A 14,442-nucleotide genomic window follows, 5' to 3' on the forward strand; every position below is an offset into this window, starting at 1 on the left:
CTTTCACAAGGCCCACTTCATACGCCGATCAGTACGTATAAATTCACTCATATACACTTTATTAAGCATAATCATCTATCTATACGTCGAAAATTGAGGGCGATATGAAAAATATTGCGCTGTTTTCGATGATAGCCCTGCACCTATCGGGCGCAGGAGCGGCCCTTAGCGCAGAGAACACTGTCCAAAGCGCGGAGAGTTCGGTCGCGATCGTCGGACTGCGCGGCGGTTTCGACAGCAATCCCTCCGGCGTCGAAGGCGAGAAGGGCAGCCCCGTCGCCACCGTCTTTGCAACCTGGGATTATCTCAACGGCACGATCCAGGACGGCTACGGCCTCAACCTGGCGTTGGTGGAGACGCAGTACGACCCACGCAACCTCGCCGCGGCGCGCAGCCACTCCCTGACCCTGAAGCACGGCATCACCCTCGGCGAAGCCACGGTGATCCAGTCCTCGCTGGCCGCCAGCGCGGAGCAGAGCTGGTCACGCCGCAAGAGCAGCCTCGCCTGGCGCGAGCGCATCGACCACGCACTCGGCCCCTTCCGCCTCTTCGCCAGCGGCGAGGCCCGCGTCACGGCGCTGAACGAGCGCAACGTGTTCAATCTCGGCGATTTCCTGCCCTCGGACGAGAACTTCACGACGCTGTCGGGGACGACCGGCATCGCCTGGAAAGCCGGGCAGACCGAGATCGGCGTCTCGTTCAGCGCGGCGCAGGTCCGTTATGTCAACGGCATGGATTATATCGGCTTCCGTCGCGACCATAACCGGCTGCAGCCGAACCTGTTCTTCTCGACCATGATCGGCGAGGCGTCGCTGGAGGGTTCGGTGTCGCCGTTCCGCGCGAGCTTCCCGGACAAGGATTTCGAGACGGTCGACAGCCTGCTCTATACCGCCAAGCTCCGGCTGCCCTGGCAGCGCTTCACCCTCGAGCTCGGCTCCAGCCGCAGTGTCGAGGACACGACGCTGCCCTTCACGGTCATCGACCTGGTGACGGCGCATGAGGCGAAGCTGACCGCGAGGATCGACGAGCACAATGCGGTGAGCCTGGTCGCCCGCCGCAAGACCGACGACTATGTCGGCCTCGACGCCCGCTCGGACCAGAAGGGCATCGGCCTCGAATATCAACGCGCCCTGGGCGAGGGCCTGATCGCGACCGCCTCAGGCGGCTGGCGCCGGACGAAGGAGACGGGGCTGACCCCGGTCGATTCCTTCAACCTGCTGCTCGGGCTGCAGAAGCAGATCGACCTGAGCCGGAGCACACCCCTCGCCAAGCCCGACCAGCCGACGAAGGCGGGAAGCTGACAGGCAATGGCGCCGCTTTTCCGCCGCCTTCCGATCAGCCCCTGTTCACCTCGACGCTGCTAGAACCGCCCACAGGACTTCGCCCACGCGTCTCGTGCGTGAAGCAGCGGAAAGGAAGCGCCATGTCGCGTCACAAGCTCGCCCTCTCGGTTTTGCTCGGTGCCGTGTTGCTCTCCGCCATTCCGGTCCGGGCACAGTATTACGAGCCCTACCGCCCGGCGCCGCCATCCTATGACGATGAGGATGAGGCGCCGGTCCGGCCCTATGGCTACGGCTATGGCCGGCGCTATTATCGCCCGGCCTATGGCAATCTCTGCGTCACCGGCCGCGGCGAATGCCCGACGCCGCCGCTGCCTTACGGGTCGAGCTGCGGCTGCTATATCCCCGGCTTCGGCAACAAGCGCGGCATCGTCCAGTAAACGGCGCCGCCGCCGTCAGGCCTTGCGGCGGCTCTCGCTGCCAAGATAGCAGATGCCCTCGCCCGGCTTCGCCTTCGGGTTCGGGAAGATGATGAAGCCGTCGCGCGGCATGGTGACGACGGTGCCGTCGGCGCGGCGTGCGATCGGCGTGCCCTGGGCCACGCGGTCGCCTGTCTTCCAGGTGCCCTCCACGCGGTCGCCCTCGGCCTCGCAGATGACGAGATCGTCCATATGGACGACGGTGCGCCTCGCGGGGGCGGGCGCCGCCTCGTCGGTCAGCCCGAGATGGGCGAGCACGCTGCGGATCGCCCTGTAGCCGACCTCGACGGACGCCGGATCCTCGTGCCGGCCGCATTCCAGCGTCACGCCGTAGCCGCCCGCGAAACGCATGAACTCCGTCGTGCCGAAGCCTTCGGTCACGGCGAGGCGCGGCAGGTTCAATCGCTCGCGCGCCGCGATCAGCCGGACATAGATGTCGAGCCAGCCATGGATCATCAGATCGACGCCGAGGCTGGCGGCGAAAGCCATTTCGGCAGCCGCATGGCGGAAGGGTTCGAGCGCGCCGCGATTATCCTCCGGCCCGAAGAAGACGAAGGGCACGCCCTCGCCGCTGAAGGAATGCACGTCGAGCAGCATGTCGTGCTGGCGCAGGATGCCGGAGAGCCGGTTGCCGATCCGATCCTCGTTGTCGCCGGGCTGCGGCCGCTCGCGCAGGTCGCGATTGAGGTTGCGGTCTCCTTCCCGCGTGTTCTGGCGATAGGCCTTGGGATTGGCGACGGGCAGGAAGGTGACCTCGCCGCGCTGGATCGCGACACGGCCGGCGCGGCAATCCTCGATCACCCGGGCGATGGCGTTCGGCCCGCAGGTCTCGTTGCCATGGACGGCGCCGAGGACGAGGAGCTTCGGCCCCGCCTTCAGGCCATGGAAGCGGATGGTCTCGAGCGGCGGGTCGATGAGGTCTTGAGCGGTCATAGGTCTATCGTCAGGCTTTGCGAAGTTGTGAGTGCGGATCGAGGATGTCGCGCAGGCCGTCGCCTAGCAGGTTAAGGCCGAGCACGGTCAGAAAAATCGCGAGACCCGGAAAGATCGAGATCCAGGGCGCCGTCGAGATCTGGTCGCGCGCGTCTGAGAGCATCGAGCCCCAGCTCGGGAAGGGCGGGCGGATGCCCAGGCCCAGGAAGGAGAGCGAGGCTTCCGCCAGCACCGCGCCGCCCATGCCGAGCGTGCCGATGACGATGATCGGCCCCGCCACGTTTGGCAGGATCTGCGTCAGCATGATCCGGAAGGTGCCGTAGCCGAGGGAGCGCGCCGCCTCGATATAACCGAGCGACTTGACCGAGAGCGTCGCGGCACGGGTCAGCCGGCAGGTGAAGGACCAGTTGGTCAGGCCCAGCGCGATCAGCAGGCTGGTGAGGCCGGGGCTCAGGATCGCCATGATCGCCAGCGCGAAGACGAGCGAGGGGATGGCGAGCATCATATTGGTCAGGCCGTTGACGAAATCGTCCCACCAGCCGCCCCAGTAGCCGGCCGTCAGCCCGAAGGCGACGCCGATCATGGTGTTGATGAGCTGCGAGACGATGCCGACGGTCAGCGAGATGCGGGCGCCATAGAGCACGCGGCTGTAGATATCCCGGCCCTGCGCATCGGTGCCGAACCAGAACTCCGACCCCGGCGGGATTTCGGCGTTCATCAGATTGGCGTCCATCACCGGGTCGGTATGGGCGAACCAGGGGGCGAGGACGCCGCCGATGACCACGGCTGCGAAGCAGGCGCCGCCGATCCAGAGATTGGCACGGAACTTCATGCGGGCCGCCTAGCTGTATTTGATGCGTGGATCGACGACCGCGCAGAGCACGTCGACGGCGATGTTCACGACGAGGAAGAACAGGACGATCGTCAGGATGCAGCCCTGCACCACCGGGATATCGCGCCAGGTGACGCTGTCGACCAGCAGCGAGCCGAGGCCCGGCCAGGCGAAGAGCTTCTCGACCACCACCGCCTGCCCCAGGACGGAGCCGAATTGCAGACCGAGCGTGGTCAGCACGATGACGAGCGCGTTGCGCGCGACGTGCCAGCGCAGGACGCGATAGGAGCCCGCGCCCTTGGCACGGGCCGTGCGGACGAAATCGGCATGCATCACCTCCAGCACCGCGGCACGGGCGGTGCGCGCCAGCAGGGCCAGCGGCGCGACGCCGAGCGCGATCGCCGGCAGCACGATGTAGCGCGGATTGCCGTCGCCATAGCCGAAGCTCGGAAACCAGCCGAGCGTCAGCGCGAAGGCATACATCAGCAGCAGGCCGAGCCAGAACAGCGGCAACGACAACCCGGAGACGGCGAAGACCATCGAGAGCGTGTCGAGCCAGCTTCCGGGCTTGAGCGCCGCCAGGAAGCCGAGCGGCACGCCGATCAGGACGGCGAAGAGCATGGCCGCAAGCGCGAGCTGCAGGCTCGGCCAGAGCCGCTCGCCGATGACGCCGGTCACGGGCTGGCGGGTGCGGAAGGAATCGCCGAGATCGAAGACCGCGAGCCCTCCGACATATTTCGCGAAGCGCAGCGGCAGCGGGTCGTTGAGCCCGAACTGCTCGTTCATGCGCGCAATGGTCTCGGCATCGACATTGCTGCGCCCGTCAGCCATCTGGCTGGTGGCGAAGTTGCCGGGAATGACGCTGAACAGCACGAAGATCAGCGCCGCGACCGCAAGCAGGATGGGGATGGCCTGCAGCAGCCGGCGGAAGACATAGGGCAACATGAGGGACTCCTGACCGCCGCAGCACGAAACCGGCCGAACCACTCCAACCGAAGCCGGTCGATGATCAAACCCGGCCAGTGTGCTGCCGACCGCGAAAACCAGATCGTCATTCCGGGCTTGACCCGGAATCCATCATCGAGCGCAGCGCCTAAGGATGGATTCCGGATCGGCGTCGCTTCGCGGCTTGTCCGGAATGACGGAGGTATTCCGCCACCCGGCCCATGGACCGGGTGGCGAGGCTCGCTTACTTCGCCGCCGGCGAGGAGGCGTCGACCCAGAGATCCTCATAGCGCTGGAGCGCGAGCTCCGTCGCATTGGGCTGGAGCCCGTGCAGCCAGGGCTGATAGGCCAGCACCGCCTTGTTGTAGTTGAAGAACCAGACCGGCGCCTCATCCTGCAGCATGGCGTTCGCCTTCTTCAGGATATCGAGCTGCTTGGCCGCGTCGGTCTCGGCGGAAGCCTCATCGATCAGCTTGTCATAGGCCGGGTTCTTGAAGGCGGTGTAGTTACAGGAGGAGCGCGGCGTCGCCGAATAGAAGCATTTGAGCTGGGTCAGCGCGTCCGGACCCGAGGTGTTCGACCAGATATAGGCCTGGAAGTCGCCCTTCGCGACCACGCCGCCGAGCGCCGAGGTCTCGACCGGCTTGACCTTCACCTTGATGCCGATCTTGGCGAGCATCGGGATCGTCGCCTCGACGATCGGAATGCCCCAGCTCTCGTTGGGCGTCGCGGTCCATTCGAACTCGAAACCGTCGGGATAGCCGGCCTCGACGAGCAGCTTCTTGGCCTTTTCGGGATCGTAGGCGTAGGGCTTGGCGTCCTTGTCGAAAGCCGGCACGGAGAGCGGCAGCCAGCTCACGGCGCGATAGGCCTTGTCGCGGACCAGCCGCTTGATGATGAGATCGCTGTCGATTGCGTAGTTGATCGCCTGGCGCACCCGCTTGTCGGAGAAGGGCTTGAACTCGGGGTTCATGCCCATGTTGCGGGTGAAGACCTCGGCGACCTCGAGCAGCCCCTTGGACAGGTTGGCATCGGCCTTGTAGGCGACGTATTGCGACGAGCCGAGGATCGAGACGTCGATCTCCTTGTTGCGGAAGGCGACGTCACGCGCGGCCGCCTCGCCCATCGGGACGATCACCAGCTTGTCGGCATAGGGCCGGCCGGTCTTGTAGTACTTCTCCCACTTCTCGAAGGCCATGCGCGAGCCGGGAACGTGCTCGACGAATTTGAAGGGCCCGAGCCCGATCGGCTTGTTGAAGAAGTTCGGGTCCTGCGCCTCCTTGGCGGGCAGGATCGCGGTGTTGGCGCTGTAGAACAGAAAGCCCGGATCGGTCTTGTCCGTCAGCGTCATCTCCAGGGTGAAGTCGTCGATCTTCTTCAGCCCCGAGATTTCCTTGGCTTCGCCCTTCTGAACCGCGGTCGCGCCCTTGATGCGGGCGACATAGCGGGCGCCGGGGTAGTTCTTCGAGCCGTCCATGATCCGGTTGTAGGACCAGATGATGTCGTCCGCCGTCATCTTGCGGCCGTTGTGGAAGAGCGCGTCGTCACGCAGCTTGAAGGTGTAGACCAGCCCGTCCGGCGAGACCGAGACGCTCTTGGCGAGCTCCAGCGCCGGCTTGCCCGCGCTCGCGTCCCAGCGATAGAGCATGCCGTGCAGGGCATAGCCGTAGATCTCGTCCTGGATCTGGTTCGAGACATGGCTGTCATTGCTGACGAAGGAGGCTCCGTAAGGCGCCGTGAAGCGGATCGTTCCGCCATGGCGCGGCTCCTGGGCCTGCGCCGCAAAGGCGGCAAGCGTCAGCGCGGTCGCGAAGGCAAATCTCTTCAACACCGAAAATCCTCCCGTTTTTGTGTTTATGCGCTCCGGCTCAAACCGAAGTCGTTGCTTCCAGATGGAACCTTAACGGCTCTGCGCCGCTTGTCTGCCCAAAAATTCAGCCGTCCCTTCACTGCCCCGCGCGCTCATAGACAATGCGGCCCTCGAGGATGGTGAGGTCGCAGCGCGTTTCGCCGAGGATGTCGCCCGGGCTCGCCGTCAGCAGGTCGCGCGAGAACACCGCGACATCGGCGAGGTAGCCCGGCGAGAGGCGGCCCTTCACATTCTCCTGCTTCTGCGAGAAGGCGCCATATTCGGTATAGGCCTGCAGCGCCTCCTCGATCGAGACGCGCTGACGCTCATCCATCACCGTGCCCTTCCAGGTCTGGCGGGTGAGCATGGTGTGGAAATTCGGGAAGGGGTTGGGATCGCAGACCGGCCCGTCACTGCCGGTGGCGGGCTTCAGGCCGAGGTCGAACCAGGTGCGGAACGGGTAGCTCGGCAGCGCCCGCTCCGGCCCGAGCACCTTGATATAGGCGTCGCCGAAATCATGGATGAAGACCTGCTGCGGGCAGGGATAGATGCCGGCCTTGACCATGCGCTCGTGCTGGGCCGGGGTCGAGAAGCCGCAATGCTCGATGCGGTGGCGGCGGTCCGGATCGGGATGGGCGGCAAGCGCCTTCTCATAGGCGGTGATGAGCTGCTCGATCGCGGCATCGCCAATGGCGTGGCAGGCGAGCTGATAGCCCTTCACATGCGCGTCGAGCACCATGCGCTCCAGCTCGTCATCGCTCCACATCCAGACGCCGGTGGTCTTGTCCTCGCCGAGATAGGGCTCGCTCATCCAGGCGGTACGCCCGCCGGCCGAGCCATCGAGGAAGAGCTTGACGGCGCCGACCATCAGCATCTCGTCGCCGGTGCCGGAGATCAGCCCGGCGTCGTAGCATTGCGGCACGATCGAGCGGCCATCGTCGCCGAGCAGGGTCAACCAGGTCCGGACCGGCAGGCGCCCGTCGCGCTTGGCCCGATGATAGGCCGCGATCTCGCCGAAGCCGCCCTTCTGGCCGACGGCGGCATCCATGCAGCTGGTGATGCCGAGCGAGAGCAGATATTGCCCGCCGCGCTCGATCGCCGCGACCAGCTCCTCCTCGGTCGGCGCCGGGATCGCCGCCTGCACCGGGGCGCGGGCATTCTCGGCGAGCAAGCCGGTGAGACGGCCGTTTTGCTGCTCGATCAGCCCGCCCTGCGGCGTCGGCGAGTTTTCGTCGATGCCGCCGAGCCTCAGCGCCTCTGAATTGCAGATCGCGATATGGCCGCAGGTGCGCACCAGCATGACCGGATTGTTCGGCGCGGCCCGGTCGAGCTCCTCGCGCCAGGGATGGCGTCCGGTGTCGAGCTTGGTCTGGTCGTAGCCGCGCGACAGGATCCATTCACCGGGCTTCGCCGTCGCGGCACGGGCCGCGATCGCACCGAGCAGGGCGTCCAGCGTCGGCGCGGCCTCGGGCTTGGAATTGACCCAGCCCATGGTCATGCCGAGCGAGATCAGGTGCAGATGGGAATCGTTGAGACCCGGGGTCGCCAGCCGCCCTTTCAGGTCGATGACCTGCGTCTTCGGTCCCACCAGCGGCGCGATCTCGTCGTTGCGGCCCGCAGCCAGCACCCTGCCCTGCCAAATCGCCAGCGCCTCGACCACGCCCTCCTCGCGACCGCACCAAATCGGCCCGTTGCGTAATACAATATCGGCCTGAACAGCCATGATGTCCTCCTGTTGTCCCCCGGCCTTGCCGCCTTCGCGGCGCGCGCCGAGCATCAGATGTCGTCGAGCGGGAAGATCGGCCGGCATGCCGTGCGGGAGGGCCGCTCCTCGACATTGCGGATCGAGCGCGCGCTGGCGTCGCCTCCCGGCACTTCGCGGGTGATGGAAGCACCGAAGGTGCTCCTCTCATACATGCCTTCGGCAATCAGCCCGCGCCGCGTCATCGGCCTTCCGCTCCCTGCTCAATTTTTTTGACAGTTTTGGCGAGTTGCCGCGTCATCGCCACTGATTTGCGCGCATGCACGCCCTTGGGCGCAGCCGCTTGTTCCCCAGCGGTGAATATGCTGAACTTGACGGAATTATCTCGGGTGCCGATCGCAATATTTGGCGGCGGACACCCCCGAGCTCACCCGGCATTTCCCTGACGACGAGCCGGCCGCGGACCTGCGCTGCGGCAGGAAAAGGCTTGACAGCCTCGACGCCGGAAATCCGAACTAATTTCGCCTAAATATTTGAATATAATCATAAATTTATTTTTCGACTTTTGTGGAACCCATCTCCCTGATTCGACGTTCCCGCCTCTGAACCTTCACGGCGGAGAGGGAGTATGGACGAAGACAGAATCAAGCGGATCGCCCGCGCGATGTGCCGGGCGGCCCGGATCGACCCCGACAAGCCTGCCGGCAACAAGGGTCCTTTCACCATGTCGATGCAGGCGCCGGGGCATGAGAGCCCCCAGCCGGCCTGGATGCTGTTCCGACAGGAGGCGGCGCGCTTCGCGGCACGCAACCGCGATATCGCGCAGACGCTCTGACCCAACCATAGCGGCCACTCGCAGGCATGCGGCGGTGGTCATACGAAGGCCCGGCACTCCCGACGGAGGCCGGGCCTTCTCTTTTGGACGCGGCGCAGATGCGCCACACCGTTCACGGCGCAGGCCGTGCACCAACTGCAGGGCGGTCCGACCGTCGCGATGCCAGGAGGGATCGCTCCAGCGCCTCATAGACGCGGGGCTCGCGCATCTGCGCGACATTGAAGCGCATGAAATCGCCGGCCGTCTGCGCCACGCTGAAGACGTTGCCTGGAGCCAGCACCACGCCATCCGCCAGCGCCAGGCGCGACAGCTCGGCCGAATCCACCCCTTCCGGCAGCCGGCACCAGAGATAGAATCCGCCACGCGGCATGAGCCAGGGCCGGATGCCCAGCGCCTCGAGCCGGGGCGCCACAGCGCGCCTCGCCTGCGCGAGCCGGCGCCTGATCTCCTCCATATGCTTGCGGTAGCCGCCGCCGGCCAGGACATCGGCGATCAGGCCGCCGGCCAGCGGGCTCGGACCGCCGAAGCTCGTGGCGATCTGCAGATCGACGAGCCCCTCGACCCAGTCAGGGCGCGCCGCGATATAGCCGGAGCGGACCGAGGCCGAGAGCGTCTTGGAGAAGCTGCCGATCCGGATGACCCGGTCGAGACCGTCGAGAACGGCGAGGCGTGGTGACGGATCGGGCTCGAAATCGGCGAAGATCTCATCCTCGACGATCGCCATGTCCTGCGCGGCCGCGATGCTGAGAACGCGATAGGCAGCCTGCGGCGACAGGCTCGCGCCCGTCGGATTATGGAGCGCCGCGTTGGTGATGTAGAGGCGCGGCCGTTCGGCCGCCACGATCGCCTCGAAAGCCTGGATATCGGGACCGGTCGGCGTGAAGGGAACGCTCAGGAGGCGCAGGCGATGCGCGCGCAGGAGCGCCCTGAAGTTGAAATAGCAGGGGTCGTCCACCAGCACGGTGTCGCCCGGCTGGAGCAGGAAGCGGCAGACGAGATCGACGGCCTGCGTCCCCGAACCGGTCAGCAGGAGTTGTTCCGGCGAGAGCTGCAGCCCCTCCTCCGCGAGGCGCCCGAGCAGCAGCCGGCGCAAGGGCAGCGATCCGCGCGTGCTGCCATACTCGGCGAGCATCTCGTCGCCGCCCCGCGCCAAACTCCGCAGGCCGCGCCGCAGCGCCTCGTTCGGCATCCAGTCCGGCGGCAGCCAGCCACAGCCCGGCTTGAGCGTATCGGGCCCGGCATCGAGCGACTGGCGCGAGACCCAGAACGGATCGACCGCCCGCGGCGTCGCCGGCTGCGCCAGGCTGAGCGGCGGCAGGCCGTGGCCGGTGAGATAGAAGCCGGAGCCGGGGCGGGCGCGGATCAGCCCTTCGGCGGCGAGCCGGTCATAGGCCTCGACCACGGTCGAAGGCGAAACCTTCATCGCCGCCGCGCAGCGGCGGATCGAGGGCAGCCGGTCGCCCGGCGCGAGTTGCCGCGCAGCAGCCCTGGCCTTGATCGCGGCCATGACCTCTTCCGTGCGCGTCTGCTGACGATTGTCCATCCCGCTCTTCCCGTATGGCTTTCAATACCAATACAGTTTTCGCAAATCGTATTGAACCGTTTCTGTCACGGAGCCGGCGGATTGTCTAAGCCTGCTGCGAAAGCGAGGCGGGATGAGTTTTGCAGGCAAGGGCTGGGGCAGCGGGCTCCTGGGTGTGCTGATCTTCAGCGGTTCGCTGCCTGCGACGCGCGTCGCCGTGGCCGGATTCTCGCCGTTGTTCCTGACCTCGGCGCGCGCCGTCATCGCCGCGCTGCTCGGCGGGATGTTTCTCTCCCTGCTGCGCCAGAAGCCGCCGGCGCGCAGCGATCTGCTCCCCCTCCTCATCGTCGCGCTCGGCGTCGTCGTCGGCTTCCCGCTGCTGACGGCGCTGGCGCTGCAGCACATCACGGCGGCACGGTCGATCGTCTTCATCGGGCTTCTGCCGCTGGCCACGGCTATCTTCGGCGTGCTGCGCGGCGGCGAGCGCCCCAAGCCGGCTTTCTGGCTGTTCTCGATCCTCGGCAGCGCGACCGTGGCGGGCTTCGCGCTGATCCATAGCGATGGCGGCTCGCTGGCGGGCGATCTGCTGATGATCGCCGCGATCCTGCTCTGCGGGCTCGGCTATGCCGAGGGCGCGACACTCTCGCGTCGTCTCGGCGGCTGGCAGGTGATCTCCTGGGCCCTGCTTCTGTCCCTGCCGGCGATGGCGCTCGTCGCGCTCCTCTATTGGCCGACCTCATGGAACGGCATCGGCATGCCCGCCTGGCTCGGGCTCGGCTATGTCTCGGTGTTCAGCATGCTGATCGGCTTCGTGTTCTGGTATCGCGGGCTGGCGCTGGGCGGCATTGCCGGCGTCGGCCAGCTCCAGCTGCTTCAGCCGTTTTTCGGGTTGCTCCTGGCCGGTCTTCTGCTGCACGAACCCGTCGCCTGGAGCATGGTCGCGGCGACCGGCATCGTGGTGCTCTCGGTCGCAGGGGCAAAGCGCTTCGCCTGAAAACCGAAGTACCGGCATGTCGCTTGCTTGGAGGCGATGCTACTCTGCCGCCCGCTAGGACGTGCAGAACCTCTCGCCCGGGAGACCGCCATGCCGACACGCCGTTCCTTCCTCGCAGGTGCCGCCGCGAGCTTGACCCTCTCTGCCCCCAATATCGGCCGAGGCGCCGACCGGAGCGTGATCAAATTCGTGCCGCAGGGCGATCTCGCCGTCGTCGACCCGATCTGGACCACGGCGACCGTCACGCGCAACCACGCCTTCCTGGTCTACGACACGCTCTTCGGGCAGGACGAAAGCTACAAGGCCCAGCCGCAGATGGCCGAGGGAGCGCTTGCCGAGGCCGACGGCAAGACATGGACCATCAAGCTGCGGGAGGGGCTGACATTCCACGACGGCAGCGCGGTTCTGGCGCGCGACTGCGTGGCCAGCCTGAACCGCTGGGGCAAGCGCGACTCCTTCGGGCAGACGCTGATGGCGCTGACCGACGAACTCGCGGCGACGGACGATCGCACCCTGCGCTTCAGGCTGAAAAGGCCCTTTCCGCTGCTGCCCGACGCCCTGGCCAAGATGACTGCCTTCGTCCCGGCGATCATGCCGGAGCGGCTGGCCGTCACGGACGCCTTCACCCAGATCACCGAGGTGGTCGGCAGCGGCCCCTTCCGCTTCGTCGCCTCGGAGCGGCAGTCGGGCCATCTCGCCGTCTACGAGAAATTCGCCGATTACCGGCCGCGCGGCGACGGCAGGCCCGGCCGGACGGCCGGCCCGAAGATCGTCCATGTCGACCGGGTCGAGTGGCACACGCTGGCCGATCCGGCGACGGCGGGAGCCGCGCTCCAGAGCGGCGAGATCGACTGGGTGGAACAGCCCCTGCCTGACCTCCTGCCCCTGCTCTCGGAGAATCCGCGGCTCGAGGTCGCGATCAAGGAGACCACGGGCGCGATCGCGATCATGCGGATGAACCATCTGCACCCGCCCTTCGACAATCCGGCAATCCGCCGCGCCATGCTGCTGGCGATCGACCAGAAGGAATTCATGGAAGCGGTCGGCGGCTCGGATACGAAGCTCTGGCGCACCGGCGTCGGGGTGTTTCCGCCGGACACGCCCTTCGCGAACGATGCGGGCATGGAGGTGCTGAACGGGCCGCGCGACATCGGCAAGGTCAAGCAGGCGCTGGCGGCGGCCGGCTACAACGGCGAGAAGGTCGTGCTGCTCGGCGTCTCCGATCTCGCCAACCTGAAGGCGGAATGCGAGGTCGCCGGTGAAATGCTCAAGCGCATCGGCATGAATGTCGACTACCAGGTGATGGACTGGGGCACGGTGGTGACCCGGCGCGCCAAGAAGGAACCACCGTCGCAGGGCGGCTGGAACTGCTTCTTCACCGGCTGGAACGGCATCGACATCCTCGACCCCGTCGGCCATGTCTCGCTGCGCGGCAATGGCGCTGCCGCCTGGCCGGGCTGGCCCACCGCGCCGAAGATCGAGGCGTTGCGCGACGCCTGGATCGATGCGCCGGACACCGAGACGAAGAAGCGCCTCGCCGCCGAGATCCAGTTGCAGGTCTTCGAGGACGTGCCCTATGCACCGCTCGGCCAGTATTTCCAGCCGACGGCGTTCAGCCGCAAGCTGGAAGGCGTTCTGGCGAGCTTCCCGACCTTCTGGAACGTCAGGCGAGCCAGCTAGGCCAGAATCCCTGCGTTTTTCGCCCCTTGGCTCAGGGGATGACGCTCAGCATCATCATGGTCTGGAACATCATCGTGCCGATCTGGCTATGCGTGTCGCCGCGCATGGTGTGCACGTTGCGGAAAGCGGACTGCGGCAGGTAGAGCCAGCCGATGCGCTTGCCCCAAGGCGGCGGCGACTGGGTCACCATCCAGTTCACCGCGCCGGGCAAGCTCGGCGCGAGCTTGTGCGCATTTCTCATGAAGGCGCTGTCGAAATCGATCTGCTCGCGGATCAGCCCGCTCCCGCCGAGCATCTCGGCGAAGCGAGCGAGATGGTTGACGCCGGAGCTGAAGCTCGAGGTCCCGACCTGCTGGACCGAGCCGCGCGGCGTCGTCTGGCCGAGCGTGATCTGGATCGCGGCGAGAATGTCGTCGAGCGTTTCGACGCCGCGATCGGCGAAGAGATTGGTGCGGGGCTGGTTCGAGCGCGAGGCGTTCGTCATGAAGGGCACGATCAGCGGCATCGTCTTCATCGCGGCCATCTGCAGCCCCTGCCCGGCGACATAACGCTTCACCGTCGGCCAGCGGCCCGTGAACGTCGGATAGCCGGCATCGTCGCTCGCCGAGATCGTGTCGGGATGGAAATAGATGTAGGCCCGCGAGAAATCGATCGTGCCGGCCGGGATGCAGGCACCGACCCAGAAGATCGCGCCGTTCTTCTCGATCTTGAACAGGAATTCGGAGATCGTCCCCTCGGCACTGCCCTCGACCAGCGCCGCCTCGCGGGCGACCGGCGCGAAGAGGAACGGCATCACGCTGCTCGGCACGATCGCGGGAATGCTGAAGGAACCCGGCACGGTCGGCAGCGTCTGCTGGAAGCGCAGGACCTTGAGGTCGATGAAGCCGGGCTGGTCTGGTTTCGGCGGGGTCGGGGCCGGCGGCCCGGCCGCTGCGAGGGCATCAAGCTTGCGCAGGCTGCGACCACCCGGATCGACGACGCCATCGGCCAGGTTAAGCTCGCCGCGCTCCACCCAGAACGTCTGGAAGGCCAGGATCGCCGCGGCGAGTGTCGTGTTGCAGCGCTTGAAGGCTCCTGCCGGGGGTGGCGGCGACACGCCCTTCATGCCGGCGTTGCCGGGATCGATGCCCCAGAGCAGCCGGATTATCTTCTGCTGGTCGACGGGCGCATTGGCGACTTGCGTCACGCCGTCGCGCACGCCCACCGGCCCCGACAGGATCGTCATGGCTCCCCTCCCCAGCATCGCCGGGACAGTCACGCAAACCACCAGCACAAGTCCGGAACGGCCCACTGGCAGACCAGTCATCGGGCACCAAACCGGCTGGCGGAATCGTCATCCAATTTGATGAGGAGAGCGCCGATTTCGCGCGCCGCAGCGCCCCGGTTCTCTG

13 protein-coding genes are annotated in these 14,442 nt (G+C 66.4%); 5 read left to right on the forward strand and 8 right to left on the reverse strand.

Annotated features, from left to right (window positions below; all coding sequences use genetic code 11):
* Nucleotides 1–104 precede the first annotated feature (104 nt).
* Together IED13_RS13595 and IED13_RS13600 are read left to right on the forward strand one after the other, a co-directional pair.
* Complete coding sequence (locus tag IED13_RS13595) at nt 105–1,301, forward strand: hypothetical protein (protein WP_191124481.1); 1,197 nt, start codon at nt 105–107, stop codon at nt 1,299–1,301.
* Between the two features lie 122 nt (nt 1,302–1,423).
* On the forward strand, nt 1,424–1,720 hold the full coding sequence (locus tag IED13_RS13600; RefSeq protein WP_051987658.1) for a hypothetical protein: 297 nt from the start codon (nt 1,424–1,426) through the stop codon (nt 1,718–1,720).
* A 15-nt stretch (nt 1,721–1,735) separates the two neighbouring features.
* Here the strand turns inward: IED13_RS13600 and IED13_RS13605 are convergent, their stop codons facing one another.
* From IED13_RS13605 to IED13_RS13630, 6 genes are all read right to left on the reverse strand, one after another.
* Nucleotides 1,736–2,692, reverse strand: a complete 957-nt coding sequence (locus IED13_RS13605) for a succinylglutamate desuccinylase/aspartoacylase family protein (protein WP_191124482.1) — start codon at nt 2,690–2,692, stop codon at nt 1,736–1,738.
* Nucleotides 2,693–2,702: 10 nt separating this feature from the next.
* Nucleotides 2,703–3,524 carry an ABC transporter permease gene (locus IED13_RS13610; RefSeq protein ID WP_112763000.1) on the reverse strand — a complete coding sequence of 274 codons (822 nt, stop codon included), beginning with the start codon at nt 3,522–3,524 and terminating at the stop codon, nt 2,703–2,705.
* A 9-nt stretch (nt 3,525–3,533) separates the two neighbouring features.
* Complete coding sequence (locus IED13_RS13615) at nt 3,534–4,469, reverse strand: ABC transporter permease (RefSeq protein WP_038360738.1); 936 nt, start codon at nt 4,467–4,469, stop codon at nt 3,534–3,536.
* Between the two features lie 244 nt (nt 4,470–4,713).
* Nucleotides 4,714–6,297, reverse strand: coding sequence for an ABC transporter substrate-binding protein (locus tag IED13_RS13620; RefSeq protein ID WP_210323617.1), 1,584 nt, complete (start codon nt 6,295–6,297; stop codon nt 4,714–4,716).
* Between the two features lie 118 nt (nt 6,298–6,415).
* Nucleotides 6,416–8,041 (reverse strand): amidohydrolase, encoded by a 1,626-nt coding sequence (locus IED13_RS13625; protein ID WP_191124484.1) that lies wholly within the window; start codon nt 8,039–8,041, stop codon nt 6,416–6,418.
* 53 nt (nt 8,042–8,094) lie between these two features.
* A complete protein-coding gene (locus IED13_RS13630; protein WP_191124485.1) occupies nt 8,095–8,265 on the reverse strand; it encodes a hypothetical protein in 171 nt (56 codons plus the stop codon).
* A gap of 383 nt (nt 8,266–8,648) precedes the next feature.
* Between IED13_RS13630 and IED13_RS13635 the strand changes: the two genes are divergently transcribed.
* On the forward strand, nt 8,649–8,855 hold the full coding sequence (locus tag IED13_RS13635) for a hypothetical protein (protein WP_038360733.1): 207 nt from the start codon (nt 8,649–8,651) through the stop codon (nt 8,853–8,855).
* 112 nt (nt 8,856–8,967) lie between these two features.
* On the opposite strand, the gene IED13_RS13640 is transcribed toward IED13_RS13635, so the two are convergent.
* The gene (locus tag IED13_RS13640) at nt 8,968–10,398 is read right to left on the reverse strand and encodes an aminotransferase-like domain-containing protein (RefSeq protein WP_191124486.1); all 1,431 of its coding nucleotides are present in this window, start codon (nt 10,396–10,398) and stop codon (nt 8,968–8,970) included.
* A gap of 112 nt (nt 10,399–10,510) precedes the next feature.
* On the opposite strand from IED13_RS13640, the gene IED13_RS13645 reads away from it, so the two are divergent.
* Together IED13_RS13645 and IED13_RS13650 are read left to right on the forward strand one after the other, a co-directional pair.
* A complete protein-coding gene (locus IED13_RS13645) occupies nt 10,511–11,371 on the forward strand; it encodes a DMT family transporter (RefSeq protein WP_191124487.1) in 861 nt (286 codons plus the stop codon).
* A gap of 90 nt (nt 11,372–11,461) precedes the next feature.
* Nucleotides 11,462–13,051 carry an ABC transporter substrate-binding protein gene (locus IED13_RS13650; protein WP_191124488.1) on the forward strand — a complete coding sequence of 530 codons (1,590 nt, stop codon included), beginning with the start codon at nt 11,462–11,464 and terminating at the stop codon, nt 13,049–13,051.
* Nucleotides 13,052–13,082: 31 nt separating this feature from the next.
* Here the strand turns inward: IED13_RS13650 and IED13_RS13655 are convergent, their stop codons facing one another.
* Nucleotides 13,083–14,276 carry a hypothetical protein gene (locus tag IED13_RS13655; protein WP_191124489.1) on the reverse strand — a complete coding sequence of 398 codons (1,194 nt, stop codon included), beginning with the start codon at nt 14,274–14,276 and terminating at the stop codon, nt 13,083–13,085.
* Nucleotides 14,277–14,442: the final 166 nt, after the last annotated feature.

Origin of the sequence: Allobosea spartocytisi (genome assembly GCF_014764685.1) — a bacterium.
Lineage (GTDB): Bacteria > Pseudomonadota > Alphaproteobacteria > Rhizobiales > Beijerinckiaceae > Allobosea > Allobosea spartocytisi.

Bases quoted from the DNA above. Each gene is read 5' to 3' on its own strand.
- IED13_RS13595 (WP_191124481.1), top strand. From the start codon at position 105: ATGAAAAATATTGCGCTGTTTTCGATGATAGCCCTGCACCTATCGGGC.
- IED13_RS13600 (WP_051987658.1), top strand. From the start codon at position 1,424: ATGTCGCGTCACAAGCTCGCCCTCTCGGTTTTGCTCGGTGCCGTGTTG.
- IED13_RS13605 (WP_191124482.1), bottom strand. From the start codon at position 2,692: ATGACCGCTCAAGACCTCATCGACCCGCCGCTCGAGACCATCCGCTTC.
- IED13_RS13610 (WP_112763000.1), bottom strand. From the start codon at position 3,524: ATGAAGTTCCGTGCCAATCTCTGGATCGGCGGCGCCTGCTTCGCAGCC.
- IED13_RS13615 (WP_038360738.1), bottom strand. From the start codon at position 4,469: ATGTTGCCCTATGTCTTCCGCCGGCTGCTGCAGGCCATCCCCATCCTG.
- IED13_RS13625 (WP_191124484.1), bottom strand. From the start codon at position 8,041: ATGGCTGTTCAGGCCGATATTGTATTACGCAACGGGCCGATTTGGTGC.
- IED13_RS13630 (WP_191124485.1), bottom strand. From the start codon at position 8,265: ATGACGCGGCGCGGGCTGATTGCCGAAGGCATGTATGAGAGGAGCACC.
- IED13_RS13635 (WP_038360733.1), top strand. From the start codon at position 8,649: ATGGACGAAGACAGAATCAAGCGGATCGCCCGCGCGATGTGCCGGGCG.
- IED13_RS13640 (WP_191124486.1), bottom strand. From the start codon at position 10,398: ATGGACAATCGTCAGCAGACGCGCACGGAAGAGGTCATGGCCGCGATC.
- IED13_RS13645 (WP_191124487.1), top strand. From the start codon at position 10,511: ATGAGTTTTGCAGGCAAGGGCTGGGGCAGCGGGCTCCTGGGTGTGCTG.
- IED13_RS13650 (WP_191124488.1), top strand. From the start codon at position 11,462: ATGCCGACACGCCGTTCCTTCCTCGCAGGTGCCGCCGCGAGCTTGACC.
- IED13_RS13655 (WP_191124489.1), bottom strand. From the start codon at position 14,276: ATGACGATCCTGTCGGGGCCGGTGGGCGTGCGCGACGGCGTGACGCAA.